This window comes from Paraburkholderia sp. D1E, assembly GCF_052682275.1.
The window spans coordinates 6,040,187-6,055,839 of record NZ_JBQYMB010000001.1; the positions used below are offsets into that span (position 1 = coordinate 6,040,187).

General features: G+C 61.9%; 17 protein-coding genes. 12 read left to right on the top strand and 5 right to left on the bottom strand.

The annotated features are described in order from the left end of the window. Positions 1-19 precede the first annotated feature (19 nt). The gene (locus ACUN0E_RS27165) at positions 20-826 is read right to left on the bottom strand and encodes an IclR family transcriptional regulator (RefSeq protein WP_445568519.1); all 807 of its coding nucleotides are present in this window, start codon (positions 824-826) and stop codon (positions 20-22) included. 179 nt (positions 827-1,005) lie between these two features. Here ACUN0E_RS27165 and ACUN0E_RS27170 point away from each other — a divergent pair, with 179 nt between their 5' ends. Both ACUN0E_RS27170 and ACUN0E_RS27175 read left to right on the top strand, forming a co-directional pair. Continuing rightward, positions 1,006-1,728, top strand: a complete 723-nt coding sequence (locus ACUN0E_RS27170) for a (Fe-S)-binding protein (RefSeq protein ID WP_445568520.1) — start codon at positions 1,006-1,008, stop codon at positions 1,726-1,728. A 109-nt stretch (positions 1,729-1,837) separates the two neighbouring features. Continuing rightward, entirely contained in the window at positions 1,838-3,253 is a 1,416-nt protein-coding gene (locus tag ACUN0E_RS27175; protein ID WP_445568521.1) for a lactate utilization protein B, read from the top strand. Positions 3,254-3,499: 246 nt separating this feature from the next. On the opposite strand, the gene ACUN0E_RS27180 is transcribed toward ACUN0E_RS27175, so the two are convergent. Then, complete coding sequence (locus ACUN0E_RS27180) at positions 3,500-4,060, bottom strand: hypothetical protein (RefSeq protein WP_445568522.1); 561 nt, start codon at positions 4,058-4,060, stop codon at positions 3,500-3,502. Between the two features lie 269 nt (positions 4,061-4,329). Here ACUN0E_RS27180 and ACUN0E_RS27185 point away from each other — a divergent pair, with 269 nt between their 5' ends. The 10 genes from ACUN0E_RS27185 to iscX all read left to right on the top strand — a co-directional run bounded on the left by ACUN0E_RS27185 (position 4,330) and on the right by iscX (position 11,612). Continuing rightward, on the top strand, positions 4,330-4,569 hold the full coding sequence (locus tag ACUN0E_RS27185; protein ID WP_445568523.1) for a hypothetical protein: 240 nt from the start codon (positions 4,330-4,332) through the stop codon (positions 4,567-4,569). A 242-nt stretch (positions 4,570-4,811) separates the two neighbouring features. Further along, complete coding sequence (locus ACUN0E_RS27190; protein ID WP_445568524.1) at positions 4,812-5,309, top strand: low molecular weight protein-tyrosine-phosphatase; 498 nt, start codon at positions 4,812-4,814, stop codon at positions 5,307-5,309. Positions 5,310-5,450: 141 nt separating this feature from the next. Then, the gene (gene iscR, locus ACUN0E_RS27195; protein ID WP_028199491.1) at positions 5,451-5,981 is read left to right on the top strand and encodes a Fe-S cluster assembly transcriptional regulator IscR; all 531 of its coding nucleotides are present in this window, start codon (positions 5,451-5,453) and stop codon (positions 5,979-5,981) included. Between the two features lie 74 nt (positions 5,982-6,055). After that, positions 6,056-7,279: an IscS subfamily cysteine desulfurase gene (locus ACUN0E_RS27200; RefSeq protein WP_408227267.1), complete on the top strand. Its 1,224-nt coding sequence runs from the start codon at positions 6,056-6,058 to the stop codon at positions 7,277-7,279. Positions 7,280-7,351: 72 nt separating this feature from the next. Beyond that, positions 7,352-7,765, top strand: coding sequence for a Fe-S cluster assembly scaffold IscU (gene iscU / locus ACUN0E_RS27205; RefSeq protein WP_093633555.1), 414 nt, complete (start codon positions 7,352-7,354; stop codon positions 7,763-7,765). Positions 7,766-7,904: 139 nt separating this feature from the next. Continuing rightward, entirely contained in the window at positions 7,905-8,228 is a 324-nt protein-coding gene (iscA, locus tag ACUN0E_RS27210) for an iron-sulfur cluster assembly protein IscA (protein ID WP_035546490.1), read from the top strand. Positions 8,229-8,406: 178 nt separating this feature from the next. Next, positions 8,407-8,934 (top strand): Fe-S protein assembly co-chaperone HscB, encoded by a 528-nt coding sequence (gene hscB / locus ACUN0E_RS27215; protein ID WP_445568525.1) that lies wholly within the window; start codon positions 8,407-8,409, stop codon positions 8,932-8,934. 112 nt (positions 8,935-9,046) lie between these two features. Further along, positions 9,047-10,918, top strand: coding sequence for a Fe-S protein assembly chaperone HscA (gene hscA / locus ACUN0E_RS27220; protein WP_445568526.1), 1,872 nt, complete (start codon positions 9,047-9,049; stop codon positions 10,916-10,918). A gap of 139 nt (positions 10,919-11,057) precedes the next feature. Further along, entirely contained in the window at positions 11,058-11,399 is a 342-nt protein-coding gene (gene fdx / locus ACUN0E_RS27225; protein ID WP_012433562.1) for an ISC system 2Fe-2S type ferredoxin, read from the top strand. Between the two features lie 15 nt (positions 11,400-11,414). Next, positions 11,415-11,612 (top strand): Fe-S cluster assembly protein IscX, encoded by a 198-nt coding sequence (gene iscX, locus ACUN0E_RS27230; protein WP_445568527.1) that lies wholly within the window; start codon positions 11,415-11,417, stop codon positions 11,610-11,612. A 126-nt stretch (positions 11,613-11,738) separates the two neighbouring features. On the opposite strand, the gene ACUN0E_RS27235 is transcribed toward iscX, so the two are convergent. The 3 genes from ACUN0E_RS27235 to prfB all read right to left on the bottom strand — a co-directional run bounded on the left by ACUN0E_RS27235 (position 11,739) and on the right by prfB (position 15,563). Beyond that, a complete protein-coding gene (locus tag ACUN0E_RS27235) occupies positions 11,739-12,452 on the bottom strand; it encodes a glycine zipper 2TM domain-containing protein (RefSeq protein ID WP_408227256.1) in 714 nt (237 codons plus the stop codon). A 330-nt stretch (positions 12,453-12,782) separates the two neighbouring features. Beyond that, entirely contained in the window at positions 12,783-14,324 is a 1,542-nt protein-coding gene (lysS, locus tag ACUN0E_RS27240) for a lysine--tRNA ligase (RefSeq protein WP_408227253.1), read from the bottom strand. A 134-nt stretch (positions 14,325-14,458) separates the two neighbouring features. After that, positions 14,459-15,563 (bottom strand): peptide chain release factor 2 gene (gene prfB, locus ACUN0E_RS27245; protein WP_408227250.1). Its coding sequence is split into 2 segments (ribosomal slippage): positions 14,459-15,481 and positions 15,483-15,563, totalling 1,104 coding nucleotides; the frame shifts between segments, so codons are not numbered across the junction. Positions 15,564-15,653: the final 90 nt, after the last annotated feature.

A 15,653-nucleotide genomic window follows, 5' to 3' on the forward strand; every position in this document is an offset into this window, starting at 1 on the left:
AGAGGAAGGCCCCGCCAGCCTATGCGTGCTGGTGGCGCGTATGCTCCTGTGGTTTCTGCGGGCGATAACCGAGCGACTCGGAAATCAGCAACGCCGTTTGGCTGAGCTGCCCCAGCCACGAGTCTTGCAAGCGATCCGCCGGGGCGGACAGCGACAGGCCCGCAACCAGCTTGCCGGTGTCATCGTAAATCCCGGCTGCAATGCAGCGCACGCCGAGTTCCAGTTCTTCGTTATCGCGTGCGCACGCCTGCTGGCGCACGTGCGACAACTCACGTTCGAGCTTGGTCAGATCGGTGATGCTGTTCTGCGTGTGACCAGACAGCCCGGTGCGCGTGGCATAGGCCCGCACGCGGGTCGATTCGTCCGCGGCGAGGAAAAGCTTGCCCACTGAGGTCAGATGCAGTGGCGCGCGCCCACCAATCGCTCGCACCACCTGCATGCCGGAACGTTCGGAATAGGCGCGTTCTATATAGACGATCTCGTCGCCCTGACGCACCGACAGGTTCACTGTCTGTCCGGTTTGACGGTGCAGCTCGCGCATCGGCGTGAGCGCCGCGTCGCGTACCGACAGCCGCGCCTTCACCAGATTGCCTAGCTCGAGCAGGCGCATACCGAGACGGTAAGTGCCGGGGTCCGACCGGTCGACCAGCCGGCACATCACCATGTCGTTCAGGATGCGGTGCGCGGTGGACGGGTGCAGCTCCGTGCGGATGGCAAGTTCTTTCAGGCTGACCGGGTCGCTATGCGCAGCGAGTGCATCGAGCAGGCGCATCATGCGTTCGATCACCTGGATCGACGTTTTGGGATCCGGGTTCGTATCGCTCATGGGAGGAATCGGTTGACGCGTCAAACAGCGGAAATTGATTGTATCCCGTATTGTGAAAAGAAGGAAAGCAGTTGGAACGCCTATTCCAATTTAACGTGGCATTCGTCCTATGCCTTCCGGTCGTTGGTATTGTGCGGCAAACAGCGGATAATCAGGGACGTTTTCCCGAAGGAGGGCTCATGCGAGTCGGATTGTTCGTCACCTGCCTGATCGACCTGATGCGTCCGGAGATCGGTTTTTCGGTCATCAAACTGATCGAAGGCGCCGGTTTCGAGGTGATGGTGCCGCCCGCGCAAACCTGTTGCGGGCAGCCCGCATACAACTCGGGCGAGCGGCACATCGCGCGCGACCTTGCCGAGAAAACCTTGCGCGAGTTCGAACAGTTCGATTACATCGTAGTGCCGTCCGGTTCGTGCGGTGGCATGATCCGCGCGCATTACGGCGACCTGTTTGCGGACGATCCGGAGCTGATGAACCGCTTCGGCCGGTTGCGAGCCAAAGTGTTCGAGTTGACCGACTTCCTCGTCAATGTGGCCAAGGTGCAATTGCAGCCGGGTGAGTTCGCGGGCCAGGTGACGTACCACGATTCCTGTTCGGGATTGCGCGAACTCGGTATCAAGGCACAGCCGCGAGCGTTGCTGACGCAGGTGGGCGTGGCCGTGACCGAAATGAAGGATTGCGAGCACTGCTGCGGTTTTGGGGGCACCTTCGCGCTCAAGTACGGTGACATCTCGACGGCGATCGTCGACGAGAAATGCGCGAATATCGGCGCGAGCGGCGCCGGCACGGTGGTACTCGGCGACCTCGGCTGCATGCTCAATATCGAAGGCCGCTTGCGGCGCACCGGTGACACCACCACGCGCGTGCTGCACATCGCCCAGGTGCTCGCCGGCGACGCCTGAAAACCATTGCGGCGCTTGAACCGGTGCACTTGATTCGGCGCACGCCATTCCGCACGCTTCGCTCGCGCATCTCACTCGCGCATTTCACCCGAATACGCTCAAGGCCGCCATGCAAGTCCAATCGATGCATTTCAAGGCCCGCGCGGGCCAGAAGCTCGCCGACCAGCGTCTGCAGCAGAACCTCACCAAGCTGTCGACCAAGTTCGTGTCGGCCCGCGCCGCGGCCATTACCGCGATCGATTTCCCCGCCACCCGCGCCGCGCTGAAGGAGCGCCGCGATCGCGCGCTGGAAAATCTCGATGTCTGGCTCGAGACCTTCGAACGTGAAGCGACCCGGCGCGGCGTCACGGTCCTGTTCGCCGAGACGACGCAGGAGGCCGCGCGCCTCGTCGGCGATATTGCGCGTCGGCACGAGGTGAAGAAGGTGATCAAGACCAAGTCGATGGTCACTGAGGAAGTGCGCCTGAACGAAGTGCTCGGGCAGATGGGCGTGCAATCGATCGAAACCGATCTGGGCGAATACATTCTCCAGCTTAATGACAACGAGCCGCCCAGTCACATCATCGCGCCGGTGGTCCATAAAGATAAGGACGAGATCGCCGACCTCTTCGCGAAAACGCACGACCGGCCGCGTCTGACCGAGATCACGGACATGACCCGCGAAGCGCGCGAGATGCTGCGGCCGCACTTCATGACCGCGGACATGGGTGTGACCGGCGGCAACTTCGTCGTAGCGGAGACGGGTTCGGTCGCGTTGGTCACGAACGAGGGCAACGAGGGCATGTGCACCGTGATGCCACGCGTGCACGTGGCCGTGACCGGCATTGAGAAAGTGTTGCCCACGCTGGAAGATCTCGCTACGGCTATGCGTCTTTTACCGCGCTCGGCAACGGGGCAGGCGACGTCGAACTATTTTTCCGTGTTAACCGGGCCGCGCGGGGCGCGCGATCAGGACGGTCCTGAGCATATGTACGTGGTACTGGTCGACGGGGGGCGCACGGGGCTGATCGGCGGCGACTTCCAGGAGATGCTGCGCTGCATCCGTTGCGGTGCCTGTATGAACCACTGCCCGGTGTATCAGAAGGTGGGCGGCCACGCCTACGGCTGGGTTTATCCGGGGCCGATGGGGGCGGTGCTGACGCCGAGCTATGTCGGAATCGACAAAGCGCTGGATTTGCCTCAGGCGGCGACTTTGTGCGGCGAGTGCGACAGCGTGTGTCCGGTGGGGATTCCGTTGTCCAATCTGCTGCGCAAGCTGCGCGAGAAGCAGATCGAGCGGCGCCTGCGGCCGTGGCGCGAGCGGGCAGGGCTTGCGGTATGGGGGTTTCTCGCGCTGCACCCGGATGCTTATGCGCTCTTCACCAAGCTCGCGGTTCGCGTGCTGGAAAGAATGGGTGGGAGAAATCGTTCGATTACCAGGCTGCCGCTGGGTGGCGCGGGCTGGACCAATACACGCGATATACCGGCTCCGGTCGGTCGCACGTTCAGAGAACTGTACGCCGCGCAACGCAGCCATCTTGGCTGAGCGAGCGGCACAGCAGTTGTAGCTTGCACCGCCGGTGCATTGAAGCTTTCGCACGTAGGCCCATAGGCGGAGCGTGGCCCGAGCCGCGCTGCCAGCGCTACCTGGCTTTGTGTTTTATAGCTGGCGCTTCTGAAGCCATTCGCCTCGCGCCACTCGGTTCGTGCAATTCTCTCGCGGTACCAGGTGCGTCAGGTACGCCAGGTGCGGGAAGCGTGACCTAAGACTGCGCTTCCGTTCTCCACCACCTCAATGGTCCGTCATTCCCCCTGACTGGCGGTTGGGATTGCCTCTGGCCGGCGTATTCCCCCCATTTCCGCGCCCGCCGCTGTTGCCTGCTTGCTGCGGCGGAGGTGGGCTGCCTGCCCCCGGCCGTGGCGCGTTAGACCCGCTTGGTCCCCTCGGCCCGCCAACCGCGCCTTGAGGCGGCGGCCCTCCACGTGAGCCGCCGGCGTTCGGTTGACCATGCCCGCCCCCGTTGTCTCCGCGGTTGCCGTTGTTTCCATAGTTGCCGTTATTCGGCCGTCCCCGGTCCGGATAGCCCGGGTAGCCGCGATAGCCCGGCCCCGGCCCGTAATAGCGGCCCGGTCCGTCGTAGTAACCCGGGCCCGAATAATTGCCATAGCCCATATAGACGTTGGTTTGTGGCACAACTGGCGCGCCGGTGGCATAGCCATCGTAACCGTCGTAGCCGCTGTAACCGCTGCCATAGCCGTTGCCGACCATCGGCGTGCCGTCCGGATAGACTGCGCAGCCGCCTAGCAACGCAGCAGCGACCGTGAGGCTGGCAAGTGGAGCAATACGTTTCATTTGGAGGACCAGTGCGAAGATTTCATGTCTGTAAGACATCTATTATCGCTAACCGGCATGCCAGTTTTGTATGCGTTTGTAAGGATTTCTCTTTCGTGCCACGACCCATGTCAACGGTGCGTGCGGCAAAGCAGTCAATGGACTGTTCCATTCAGCGCAACGCTGTATCTCGTGCCAGTGGGTTTTTCCCGATTGTGAATTCCTATAGCATTTGGACTGGGCATAGTGTGTCACAAGCTCATGAGCCCCTAATCGGAAGAAACGACATCATGAAAAAGATAATATCGGTGTACTGGCCTCTTGCCATCGTTGTGTCGCTCGCTGTGGCAGGCTACCTGCATATTTGCGGCGGCGCCGCTTCGCGTTCCTCGCAAGCCCCGCTCGCTGCTGATCAACTGACCGCGGAACTGGCGCGCGCCGTCTCGTATGGCATGGTCGACAGCGCGACGACGTTGCCGGCCAAGCCCATGCGCGCCGTTACGGCGATGCCGCTGGCCGAAGCGTCCTAAGCAGGGCGGATCGGATCGTGCGCCGTGATTCCAGCGATTCCATCATCCCGGCGCGGCTTGGCGTTACGGCAGTGTCCGTGGCCAACCTGCCGCTTGCTGGAGTTGCTAGCGCAGTTTCCGTAGCCGAATCCGGTCGCCGGCTGAGGTGCTCCGCCTCGGGCGAGATTTTGTTCAGCTTTGTATAATCGCGGCACCTTTTCCTAACTGCCGATCCGCGCGCGCTTGACGCCCGAAAGCCTCTGATGAAAACCGTGTCCATCTGCTTTGTCTGCCTGGGGAACATCTGCCGTTCACCGACCGCGGAAGGCGTGATGCGTCATCTGGTTGGGGAAGCGAAGCTGGCGGAGCGCATTCTGATCGATTCCGCCGGCACGGGCGACTGGCACATTGGCCAGCCACCTGACGATCGCGCGCAACATGCGGCCGGCCAGCGAGGTTACGAGCTTGCCGCCTTGCGTGGCCGCCAGATCGCCTCGGCGGACTTCGAGCGCTTCGATCTGCTGATCGCAATGGACGACAAAAACGTCGCCGCGCTGCGTCAGGTGTGTCCGGCGGAGCAGCGTGACAAAATCCGCCTGCTGATGGAGTTTGTGCCTGAAGCGGATGGTCGCTGGGGTGGCGCCCGCGAAGTTGTCGATCCCTATTTCGGGGGTGCCGAAGGTTTCGAGCAGGTGCTGGATCAATGCGAAGCAGCCTGCCGCGGGCTGATCGTGGCGTTGCGTCCCCAATTGATTGCATAAGCCTGGCGGGACATTGGCGAACTTCGGCCGCCTTATCCAGCAATTAAGCAAATGACCCAAATCGCGGTAGGGATACTTGACTAATTCACTCATGTATTTATACTTGACCAAACTTGTCGAGAATTACGGTTCCCACACCATATGAGACTCACCACGAAAGGCCGTTTCGCCGTCACGGCGATGATTGACCTGGCCCTGCGCCAGGAGCAGGGCCCGGTGACGCTTGCGGGTATCAGCCAGCGCCAGCATATCTCCCTGTCTTATCTCGAGCAGCTGTTTGGCAAGCTGCGTCGTCACGAAATCGTCGAGTCCGTGCGCGGACCAGGCGGCGGCTACAATCTGGCCCGCCGCGCTGAAGACGTGACCGTCGCCGACATCATCATCGCTGTCGACGAGCCGCTCGACGCCACCCAATGCGGTGGCAAGGGCTCGTGCGAAGGCACCAAACAGCACGACGGCCACTGCATGACGCACGAATTGTGGTCGACGCTGAACCAGAAAATGGTCGAGTACCTGGATTCGGTCTCCCTGAAAGACCTGGTCGATCAGCAGCGTTCGCGTGAAGGTGCGCCGGCGGTGTTGCGCGACCGGCGCAATGAGGCGCCGGCGGTCGAACCCGCCCGCGTCGTGCCGAAAGGGCCTAATTCTGTTTTCAACATGGCCGGTTCCTAGGCGCGGCAATCTGAACACACCGCAGCCTGATAAAGAACCCAGAAGCCAGAACAATGACGTCCCCGGAGCAATTGATGAACAACGACACTCTCCACCTGCCCATTTACATGGACTACAGCGCGACGACGCCGATCGATCCGCGCGTGGTGGACAAGATGATTCCGTACCTGCGTGAGCAGTTCGGTAACCCCGCATCGCGCAGCCACTCGTATGGCTGGGACGCGGAACGTGCGGTCGAAGAAGCGCGCGAGAATGTCGCTGCGCTGGTGAATGCCGATCCGCGCGAAATCATCTGGACCTCGGGCGCAACGGAGTCGGACAACCTCGCGATCAAGGGTGCCGCGCACTTCTACAAGAGCAAGGGCAAGCACATCATCACGGTAAAGACCGAGCACAAGGCTGTGCTCGACACTTGCCGCGAGCTTGAGCGTGAAGGCTTCGAAGTCACGTATCTGGATGTGAAGGACGACGGTCTGATCGACCTCGAGAAGTTCAAGGCAGCGCTGCGCCCTGATACGATTCTGGTCTCGGTGATGTCGGTGAACAACGAAATCGGCGTGATCCAGGACATCGAGGCGATCGGCGAGATCACCCGTGAAAAGGGCATCATTTTCCACGTCGACGCGGCGCAAGCCACCGGCAAGATCGCGATCGATCTGCAAAAGCTGAAGGTCGACCTGATGTCGTTCTCGGCCCACAAGACATATGGTCCGAAGGGCATCGGCGCGTTGTACGTGCGTCGCAAGCCGCGTATCCGTATCGAAGCGCAGATGCACGGCGGCGGTCACGAGCGCGGCATGCGTTCGGGCACGCTGGCGACTCACCAGATCGTCGGCATGGGCGAAGCATTCCGTATCGCACGTGAAGAAATGGCGACGGAAAACGAACGCATCCGCATGCTGCGCGACCGTCTGTTGCGCGGCCTGCAGGACATGGAAGAAACGTATGTGAACGGCGACATGCAAAAGCGTGTGCCGCACAACCTGAACATCAGCTTCAATTTCGTCGAAGGCGAGTCGCTGATCATGGCGGTGAAGGACGTCGCGGTGTCGTCGGGCTCGGCGTGCACGTCGGCCTCGCTGGAACCGTCGTACGTGCTGCGCGCACTGGGTCGTAACGACGAACTGGCGCACAGCTCGATCCGCTTCACGGTGGGCCGCTTCACGACCGAGCAGGATGTCGACTACGTGATCAACCTGCTGAAGACCAAGATTTCGAAGCTGCGCGACTTGTCGCCGCTGTGGGAAATGCACAAGGACGGGATCGATATTTCGACCATCCAGTGGGCAGCGCACTGACGCGCCAGCTTGGACGACGTCGAATTTATCGAATTGCAAATTGCAGGTTGAAACGGATCAAGGAGTGTCATCATGGCTTATAGCGACAAGGTTCTGGACCACTACGAAAACCCGCGCAACGTTGGTTCCTTCGCGAAGGACGACGATGCAGTCGGCACGGGCATGGTCGGCGCGCCGGCATGCGGCGACGTGATGAAGCTGCAGATCCGCGTGGGCGCGGACGGCATCATTGAAGACGCGAAGTTCAAGACGTACGGCTGCGGTTCGGCGATTGCGTCGAGCTCGCTCGTCACCGAATGGGTGAAGGGCAAGACGCTCGATCAGGCAATGTCGATCAAGAACACGCAGATCGCCGAAGAACTGGCGCTGCCACCGGTGAAGATCCACTGCTCGATCCTCGCGGAAGACGCGATCAAGGCAGCGGTCGCCGATTACAAGCAGCGTCATGGTGAAGCGGTCGTCGAAAGCGACAAGCAACACGCATAAGTGCGTGTTTGAGTGAGTCGAAGCGGGCCGTGCCAGTAGAAAGGCGCGGTCCGGCATGAGCGATATTTGAGGCAGGCAGGGTAGCAGTGCGTCAGTAGGCATACGAATGCCGAACGCGCGCGGCGCAATGAGAAACGCTATGGCAATTACGTTGACCGAAAAGGCAGCACAGCACGTCCAGAAGTATCTGATTCGTCGCGGCAAGGGTGTCGGGCTGCGCGTGGGCGTACGCACGACTGGTTGCTCGGGTTTGGCCTACAAGCTCGAGTACGTGGATGAACTCGCGCCTGAAGACGAAGTGTTCGACTGCAACGGCGTGAAGATCATTGTCGACCCGAAGAGCCTCGCCTATATCGACGGCACCGAACTCGACTTCGCACGCGAAGGGTTGAACGAAGGCTTCAAGTTCAACAACCCGAACGTGAAGGACGAGTGCGGTTGCGGCGAATCGTTCCGCGTGTAAATCGGCTCATTCCGCGTGCAGCGGATCAAAGGCGGCGCGGGCCGCCTTTTTAGTTTCATCCGCGTATTTGGCCTGGTGTCTTGCGGCTGAGCTTTGCCGTTGAACTTTGGCGGCGCTTTCGATCCGCGTTTTTAGCCTGCACTCCGGTGCGCTTTCCTGAACGGACTCTTTCTATCCGATGGCCTCGCTGAACGACAGCCACTTCGACCTGTTCGATCTACCGGCGCAATTCGCGCTCGACGCAACGACGCTCGATCACGCCTACCGCACGGTGCAGGCGCAAGTGCATCCGGACCGCTTCGCGGCGGCCGGCGACGCGCAAAAGCGTATCGCGATGCAATGGGCGACGCGCACCAACGAGGCGTATCAGACGTTGCGCGATCCGTTGAAGCGCGCGACCTACCTGCTGCACCTGCGCGACATCGACGTCGGCTCGGAGAACAACACGGCGATGGAACCGGCGTTCCTGATGCAGCAGATGGAATGGCGCGAAAACATCGAAGATGCAGCCGCGGCGAAGAACGTCGACGCGCTCGACGCCTTGCTGACCGAACTGCGCGACGAAGAGCGCGTGCGTTTCGACAAGCTCGGCGCGCTGCTCGACAGCGGCGCGAACCAGGCGGCGGGCGAAGCGGTGCGGCAGTTGATGTTCATCGAACGGGTGGCGTCGGAAATCGGCACGCAGATCGAGCGGCTCGAAAACTAGCGGTCCGGCGCACGCCGACGCCGCGCATGAATATGCAGCGATAGTAGCCGTAGCAATACATCCAGCAACGCGAAAATTCAGGACGGGGTCAAGCGGCCCCGAGAAGATCCAGATGGCCTTACTGCAAATCTCCGAACCCGGCATGGCGCCGGCGCCCCATCAGCGGCGTCTGGCGGTCGGTATCGATCTCGGCACCACCAACTCCCTCGTCGCCGCCGTGCGCAGCGGCGTGCCCGATGTGCTGCCCGACGAAGATGGCTATGCGTTGCTGCCGTCGGTCGTGCGTTACCTGGAAAAGGGCGGCCGCCGTATCGGCCGCACGGCCAAGGCTGAAGCCGCGACCGATCCGCGCAACACGATCGTGTCGGTCAAGCGTTTCATGGGCCGCGGCAAGGCGGAAGTGGAAGGCGCTGAAAATGCGCCCTACGATTTCGTCGACGCGCCGGGCATGGTGCAGATCCGTACTGTCGACGGGGTGAAGAGCCCGGTCGAAGTCTCGGCGGAAATCCTCGCAACGCTGCGCCAGCGCGCCGAAGACACGCTTGGCGACGAACTGGTCGGCGCAGTCATTACTGTGCCCGCCTATTTCGACGAAGCGCAGCGCCAGGCGACCAAAGACGCCGCGCGTCTGGCCGGCCTGAACGTGCTACGTCTGCTGAACGAGCCGACCGCGGCTGCGATCGCCTACGGTCTCGACAATGGCTCCGAAGGCCTCTACGCGGTCTACGACCTTGGCGGCGGCACGTTCGATCTGTCGATTCTGAAGCTCACCAAGGGTGTGTTCGAAGTGCTCGCGGCCGGCGGCGATTCCGCGCTCGGCGGCGACGATTTCGACCATGCCCTGTACCGCCACGTGCTGGAGCAGGCGGGCATCGCGCCGCGAACGCTCGCACCGGAAGACGTCCGCCTGTTACTCGATAGCGTACGCGCGACCAAGGAGGCTTTGTCGGATGCGCCGGGTGCGAAGGTGCAGGCCAAGCTCTCGAACGGCACACGGATCGATCTGACGGTCGACGAGGCCACTTTCGAGGCCGTCACTCAGGCGCTGGTTCAACGCACGCTTGGGCCCACGAAGAAGGCGCTGCGCGACGCCAAGGTTGCCACCAAGGATATCAAGGGCGTGGTGCTGGTCGGCGGCGCGACGCGCATGCCGGTGATTCGTCGCGCGGTCGAGTCGTTCTTTGGTCAGCCGCCTTTGATCAACCTTGACCCGGATCAGGTCGTCGCGCTCGGCGCGGCGATCCAGGCCGATCTGCTCGCGGGCAACCGCGGCGCCGACGGCGACGACTGGCTGCTGCTCGACGTGATTCCGCTGTCGCTGGGCGTCGAAACGATGGGCGGTTTGACCGAGAAGATCATTCCGCGCAATTCGACGATTCCGGTCGCGCGCGCGCAGGATTTCACAACGTTCAAGGACGGCCAGACGGCGATGGCAATCCACGTCGTGCAAGGCGAGCGCGAGCTCGTCAGCGATTGCCGTTCGCTCGCGCGTTTCGAATTGCGCGGCATTCCGCCGATGGCCGCCGGCGCGGCGCGGATTCGCGTCACGTATCAGGTCGACGCCGACGGCTTGCTGTCGGTGTTCGCGCGTGAACAGGGCTCGGGCGTGGAAGCGTCGGTGGTGGTGAAGCCGTCCTACGGTCTGGCCGACGACGACATCGCCAGGATGCTCGAAGACAGCTTCTCGACCGCCGAGGTCGACATGCGCGCGCGTGCGCTGCGTGAAGCGCAAGTCGAAGCGCGCCGCCTCGTCGAAGCGACCGACGCGGCGCTCGCCGCCGACGCCGAATTGCTCGACGACAACGAACGCGCCGAGCTCGATACGCAGCTCGCCGCGTTGCGCAATATCGCAGCAAGCGAAGACGTCGACGCGATCGAAGCCGCGACCAGAACGCTCGCCGAAGGCACCGACGAATTCGCCGCCCGTCGCATGAACAAGGGCATTCGCCGGGCACTGGCCGGCCGCAAGCTCGACGAGATCTGAGCCTTGCGGCGTGGCCGCGCCATGCGGGCGGTGCCGGCAATGAACCGCGCCACGCGGACTTAAAAAGTCCGTGCGGCGCCAGTAAAATGGTACGGAGCCTGTTTGCGGCCGCCGTGCCGCAGACCCAAACGGAAAATGTATGCCTCAAATCGTTGTGCTGCCTCACGTCGAACTGTGCCCGGAAGGCGCGGTGATCGATGCCGTGCCCGGCAAGAGCATCTGCGACAATCTGCTCGAACACGGCATCGAAATCGAGCACGCGTGCGAGAAGTCCTGCGCGTGCACAACCTGTCACGTGATCGTGCGTGAGGGTTTCGCCGCCTTGACGCCATCAGAGGAAGACGAGGACGATCTGCTGGACAAGGCGTGGGGGCTCGAACCGGCCTCACGTCTGTCGTGCCAGGCGATGGTGCCGGCCGAGCAGGATCTGGTTGTCGAGATCCCGCGCTACTCGATCAATCACGCGAAGGAAAATCACTAACTGGAGGATGCAGCCATGAAGTGGACCGATACGCAAGACATCGCGATGGCCCTGACTGACAAGCACCAGGCCATTGATCCGCAGCAGGTGCGCTTCACTGATTTGCACCGTTGGGTCACCGAGCTGGAAGGTTTCGACGACGACCCTAACCGGTCGAACGAAAAAATCCTCGAAGCGATTCAGACTGCATGGATCGAAGACGCGGATTACTGAGCACGCGGCCGGGTTTTCCAACGGCGGTGGGGCGCGATTGATTCCGCTCCGGCTACAGCAAAGAAAAAGGCGATTCCATTGGAATCGCCTTTTTTAACGCCAGGAGAATCTTCAGGCTGCCAGTGGTCAGCTTGCTACGAGCGTGCCGTTTTCGACCCGCACGCGCTGGCCTTGCTGGAACGGCGGCGCTTCGTGATAGGTGAAATAGCGCGTCTTGCCGTTTTCCATCTGCACCCGGACCGAATAGGACGTCGTGCTGCGGATGTGCTTTTCAACCGAGTTACCGGCCAGGCCACCGCCGAGCACGCCGAGCACCGTCATCGCGGTGCGACCGCCACCGCTGCCGAACTGGTTGCCTACGACACCGCCGGCCACTGCGCCGCCGACTGCACCGATACCGGTGCCATGGCCTTCCTGACGTACCGCCGAGATGCCGGCCACCGTGCCGCAGCTCGAGCAGTAGGCCGGTTGCGACGGCTGTTGCTGAGCGTACTGCGGAGCCGGCTGAGCCTGTTGCTGCTGGGCGTACTGTTGTTGCTGCGCTGGTGTCGGGGCGCGCTGAGGCGCCTGCTGCTGCGCTGCCTGTTGTGCCGCGGCCTGCTCGGCTGCCTGCTGAGCGCCCGGATTCGCGGGTGCCGCCGAATCGACCACACCCGGTTGGGTGGCCACTTGCGCAGCCTGGGTCTGATCGGTTTGCGCGCCACTGCTCGAGGCCTTGGGGAACAGGCCCGTGACGGCCGCCGTTGCGGCGAGGCTGGCGATGATCACTGCACCCGCCGCGGTAGCGACGAGCGGATGAATACGACGTTGTTGCGTGGGTTTGGTATCTGGATTGTCCATATTGGCCTCCGTCTGGAGCAGAGTCGACTGTTATTGAGACTGAGTGTCGGGCAAATCGATCCCGGGAGGGTTTCAATTTGTAACCATTCCTGGGCAATTATCGCGGCTCTTTCGCGTCAAAGCGCGCGAAGGGCGGCGGGGCGCCTGATTCCTTGCGGTTCCGCAGCGGGTTAAGAAAACAGCGGTCTGGCGGGCAATGCGCGCCTTTTACCGATGGTTACAAACCGTCAGGTTGCGGCCGGCAGTGCTTTTCATACGCCGCATAAAAAACGCCCGGCATCGAACCGGGCATTTTTCTTTTACGGGCCGTTGACGCGAGCAACGGGGCGATCAGTCTTCGCGGCGCAGATGCGGGAACAGAATCACGTCGCGGATGCTCGGGCTGTCGGTCAGCATCATGACCAGACGGTCGATGCCGATGCCGCAACCACCGGCCGGCGGCATACCGTATTCCAGCGCGCGGATGTAGTCGGCGTCGTAGAACATGGCTTCTTCGTCGCCGGCGTCTTTCTGGTCGACCTGCTTCTTGAAGCGGGCGGCCTGGTCTTCCGGATCGTTCAGCTCCGAGAAACCGTTGGCGATTTCACGGCCTGTGATGAACAGCTCGAAACGCTCGGTGATGCCGGGGACCTTGTCCGATGCGCGCGCCAAAGGCGACACTTCGACCGGGTAGTCGATGATGTAGGTCGGCTCCCACAGTTGCGACTCGGCGGTCTCTTCGAACAGCGCCAGTTGCAATGCGCCGACGCCCGCGTTCAGGAACTGCGGCTTCGACGCGTCCACGCCGAACTTCTTCAGTTCGGTGCGCAGGAATGCGTCGTCGCCGAGTTGTGCGTCCGTGTACTGCGGCGCGTACTTCTGGATAGCCTGGCTGATCGTCAGGCGGTGGAATGGCTTGGCCAGATCGAGTTCGCGGCCCTGATAGCTGATCGTGGCGGTACCGAGCGAGTCGATCGCCGCCTGGCGGATCAACTGCTCGGTGAAATCCATCAACCATTTGTAATCGGTGTACGCCGCGTAGAACTCGATCATCGTGAATTCCGGATTGTGGCGTACCGACACGCCCTCATTGCGGAAGTTACGGTTGATCTCGAACACGCGCTCGAAGCCGCCGACCACGAGGCGCTTCAGATACAGCTCCGGCGCGATCCGCAGGAACATTTGCATATCGAGCGCGTTGTGGTGCGTGGTGAACGGCTTGGCCGCCGCGCCGCCCGGAATCGGGTGCAGCATCGGCGTTTCGACTTCCATGAAGTCGGCATCCGACATGAACTTGCGGATCGACGAAATCGCCTTGGTGCGCGCGACGAACGTCTTGCGCGTTTCCGGCGTGACGATCAGGTCGACATAGCGCTGGCGGTACTTCATTTCCTGGTCGGCAAGACCATGGAACTTGTCCGGCAGCGGACGCAGCGACTTCGACAGCAAACGCAGTTCGGTACAACGCACCGACAGTTCGCCCTTGTTGGTGCGGAACAGCACGCCGCGCGTCGCGACGATGTCACCCATGTCCCATTTCTTGAAGGCGTCGTACGTTTCCTGACCGATGTCGGCGGGCGTGATGAAGAACTGGATCTGACCCGAACCGTCGCGCACGGTCGCAAAGCTCGCCTTGCCCATCACGCGCTTGAGCATCATGCGGCCGGCGATCGCGACTTCGAGCGGATTGGCTTCGAGCGCTTCCTTGTCGGTCTCGGCGTACTGCGTTTGCAGATCCGCGGCATGGTGCGTGGGACGGAAATCGTTCGGGTAGGCGACGCCGTGCTCACGCAGTTCGCGCAGCTTTTCACGGCGCTCGGCCATGATCTTGTTGTCGTCTACCTCGGGCGCGACATTGGGCTGGGCCGCATTAGGCTGGGTCGGTTCGGTCATGATGATTTGGTATTCGGTGGCCCGCATCGGGGAGCCCCACATGCGGGTGGCCAGTCAGTGAAAAAACCTCAGGCGCTATGACAAAGTTGCAAAGAGACGGCGCAGCAATGCGATGCATGCCGCGCCGGTTGCGCCTAGACGCCCTGTTTCAGGCTGGCGCTGATGAAGGGATCGAGGTCGCCGTCGAGCACGCTCTTGGTATTGCTGATTTCGACGTTGGTGCGCAGATCCTTGATACGGCTGTTGTCCAGCACGTACGAGCGGATCTGATGACCCCAGCCCACATCGGTCTTGCCGGCTTCGAGCTTGTCCTGCTCGGCCTGACGCTTGCGGATTTCCGCTTCGTACAGGCGCGATTTCAGCATGGCCATGGCTTCGGCACGGTTGCGGTGCTGCGAGCGGTCGTTCTGACACTGCACGACGATGCCCGAGGGCATGTGCGTAATCCGCACGGCCGAATCGGTCTTGTTGATGTGCTGACCGCCCGCGCCGGACGCGCGGTACGTGTCGATGCGCAGATCGGCCGGGTTGATGTCGACTTCGATCGAATCGTCGACTTCCGGGTACACGAACACTGACGAGAACGACGTATGGCGGCCGCCCGACGAATCGAACGGCGACTTGCGCACGAGGCGGTGCACGCCGGTTTCGGTGCGTAAAAAGCCGTATGCGTATTCGCCTTCGATCTTGATCGTGGCGTTTTTGATGCCGGCGACGTCGCCGTCGGTCTGTTCCAGCACTTCGGTCTTGAAGCCCTTGCGCTCGCAGTAGCGCAGGTATTGGCGCAGCAGCATCGACGCCCAGTCGCACGCTTCGGTGCCGCCGGCGCCGGCCTGAATGTCCAGGAAGGCATTGTTCGGATCGGCCGGGTTCGCGAACATCCGGCGAAATTCCATGTCGGCGACGCGCTGTTCGAGCCCTTGTGCATCCAATTCGCAGGAGACGAGGGTTTCCTCGTCGTTTTCTTCGCGGGCCATTTCGAACAGGTCGTGCGCGTCGCGCAGGTCGTTGTCGAGCGAGGTGAGCTTGCCGACGACGTCGTCGAGCAGTTTCTTTTCCCGGCCGAGGGCCTGGGCGTGTTTCGAGTCGTTCCAGACGTCCGGGTCTTCGAGTTCCCGGTTGACTTCAATTAGACGCAGTGCTTTGTCGTCGTAGTCAAAGATACCCCCGTAGGTCGTCCGCGCGTGTGCGCAGGTCCGCCAGAGAGGCTTCGATCGCGTTGAGACGTTCCGCTTCCATGTCGATCTTTTATAGCTTCGTAAAAAGGGGAAATTATAGCCGATCGGCGCGCCGCGCCGGAGGCTAGTGTGCGATCCGGCGCGGGTTTGG

Bases quoted from the DNA above. Each gene is read 5' to 3' on its own strand.
- ACUN0E_RS27190 (WP_445568524.1), top strand. From the start codon at position 4,812: ATGAAAACCGTGTCCATCTGCTTTGTCTGCCTGGGGAACATCTGCCGT.
- ACUN0E_RS27200 (WP_408227267.1), top strand. From the start codon at position 6,056: ATGAACAACGACACTCTCCACCTGCCCATTTACATGGACTACAGCGCG.
- hscB (WP_445568525.1), top strand. From the start codon at position 8,407: ATGGCCTCGCTGAACGACAGCCACTTCGACCTGTTCGATCTACCGGCG.
- hscA (WP_445568526.1), top strand. From the start codon at position 9,047: ATGGCCTTACTGCAAATCTCCGAACCCGGCATGGCGCCGGCGCCCCAT.
- ACUN0E_RS27170 (WP_445568520.1), top strand. From the start codon at position 1,006: ATGCGAGTCGGATTGTTCGTCACCTGCCTGATCGACCTGATGCGTCCG.
- ACUN0E_RS27235 (WP_408227256.1), bottom strand. From the start codon at position 12,452: ATGGACAATCCAGATACCAAACCCACGCAACAACGTCGTATTCATCCG.
- lysS (WP_408227253.1), bottom strand. From the start codon at position 14,324: ATGACCGAACCGACCCAGCCTAATGCGGCCCAGCCCAATGTCGCGCCC.
- iscX (WP_445568527.1), top strand. From the start codon at position 11,415: ATGAAGTGGACCGATACGCAAGACATCGCGATGGCCCTGACTGACAAG.
- iscA (WP_035546490.1), top strand. From the start codon at position 7,905: ATGGCAATTACGTTGACCGAAAAGGCAGCACAGCACGTCCAGAAGTAT.
- iscR (WP_028199491.1), top strand. From the start codon at position 5,451: ATGAGACTCACCACGAAAGGCCGTTTCGCCGTCACGGCGATGATTGAC.
- iscU (WP_093633555.1), top strand. From the start codon at position 7,352: ATGGCTTATAGCGACAAGGTTCTGGACCACTACGAAAACCCGCGCAAC.
- ACUN0E_RS27165 (WP_445568519.1), bottom strand. From the start codon at position 826: ATGAGCGATACGAACCCGGATCCCAAAACGTCGATCCAGGTGATCGAA.
- fdx (WP_012433562.1), top strand. From the start codon at position 11,058: ATGCCTCAAATCGTTGTGCTGCCTCACGTCGAACTGTGCCCGGAAGGC.
- ACUN0E_RS27180 (WP_445568522.1), bottom strand. From the start codon at position 4,060: ATGAAACGTATTGCTCCACTTGCCAGCCTCACGGTCGCTGCTGCGTTG.
- ACUN0E_RS27175 (WP_445568521.1), top strand. From the start codon at position 1,838: ATGCAAGTCCAATCGATGCATTTCAAGGCCCGCGCGGGCCAGAAGCTC.
- ACUN0E_RS27185 (WP_445568523.1), top strand. From the start codon at position 4,330: ATGAAAAAGATAATATCGGTGTACTGGCCTCTTGCCATCGTTGTGTCG.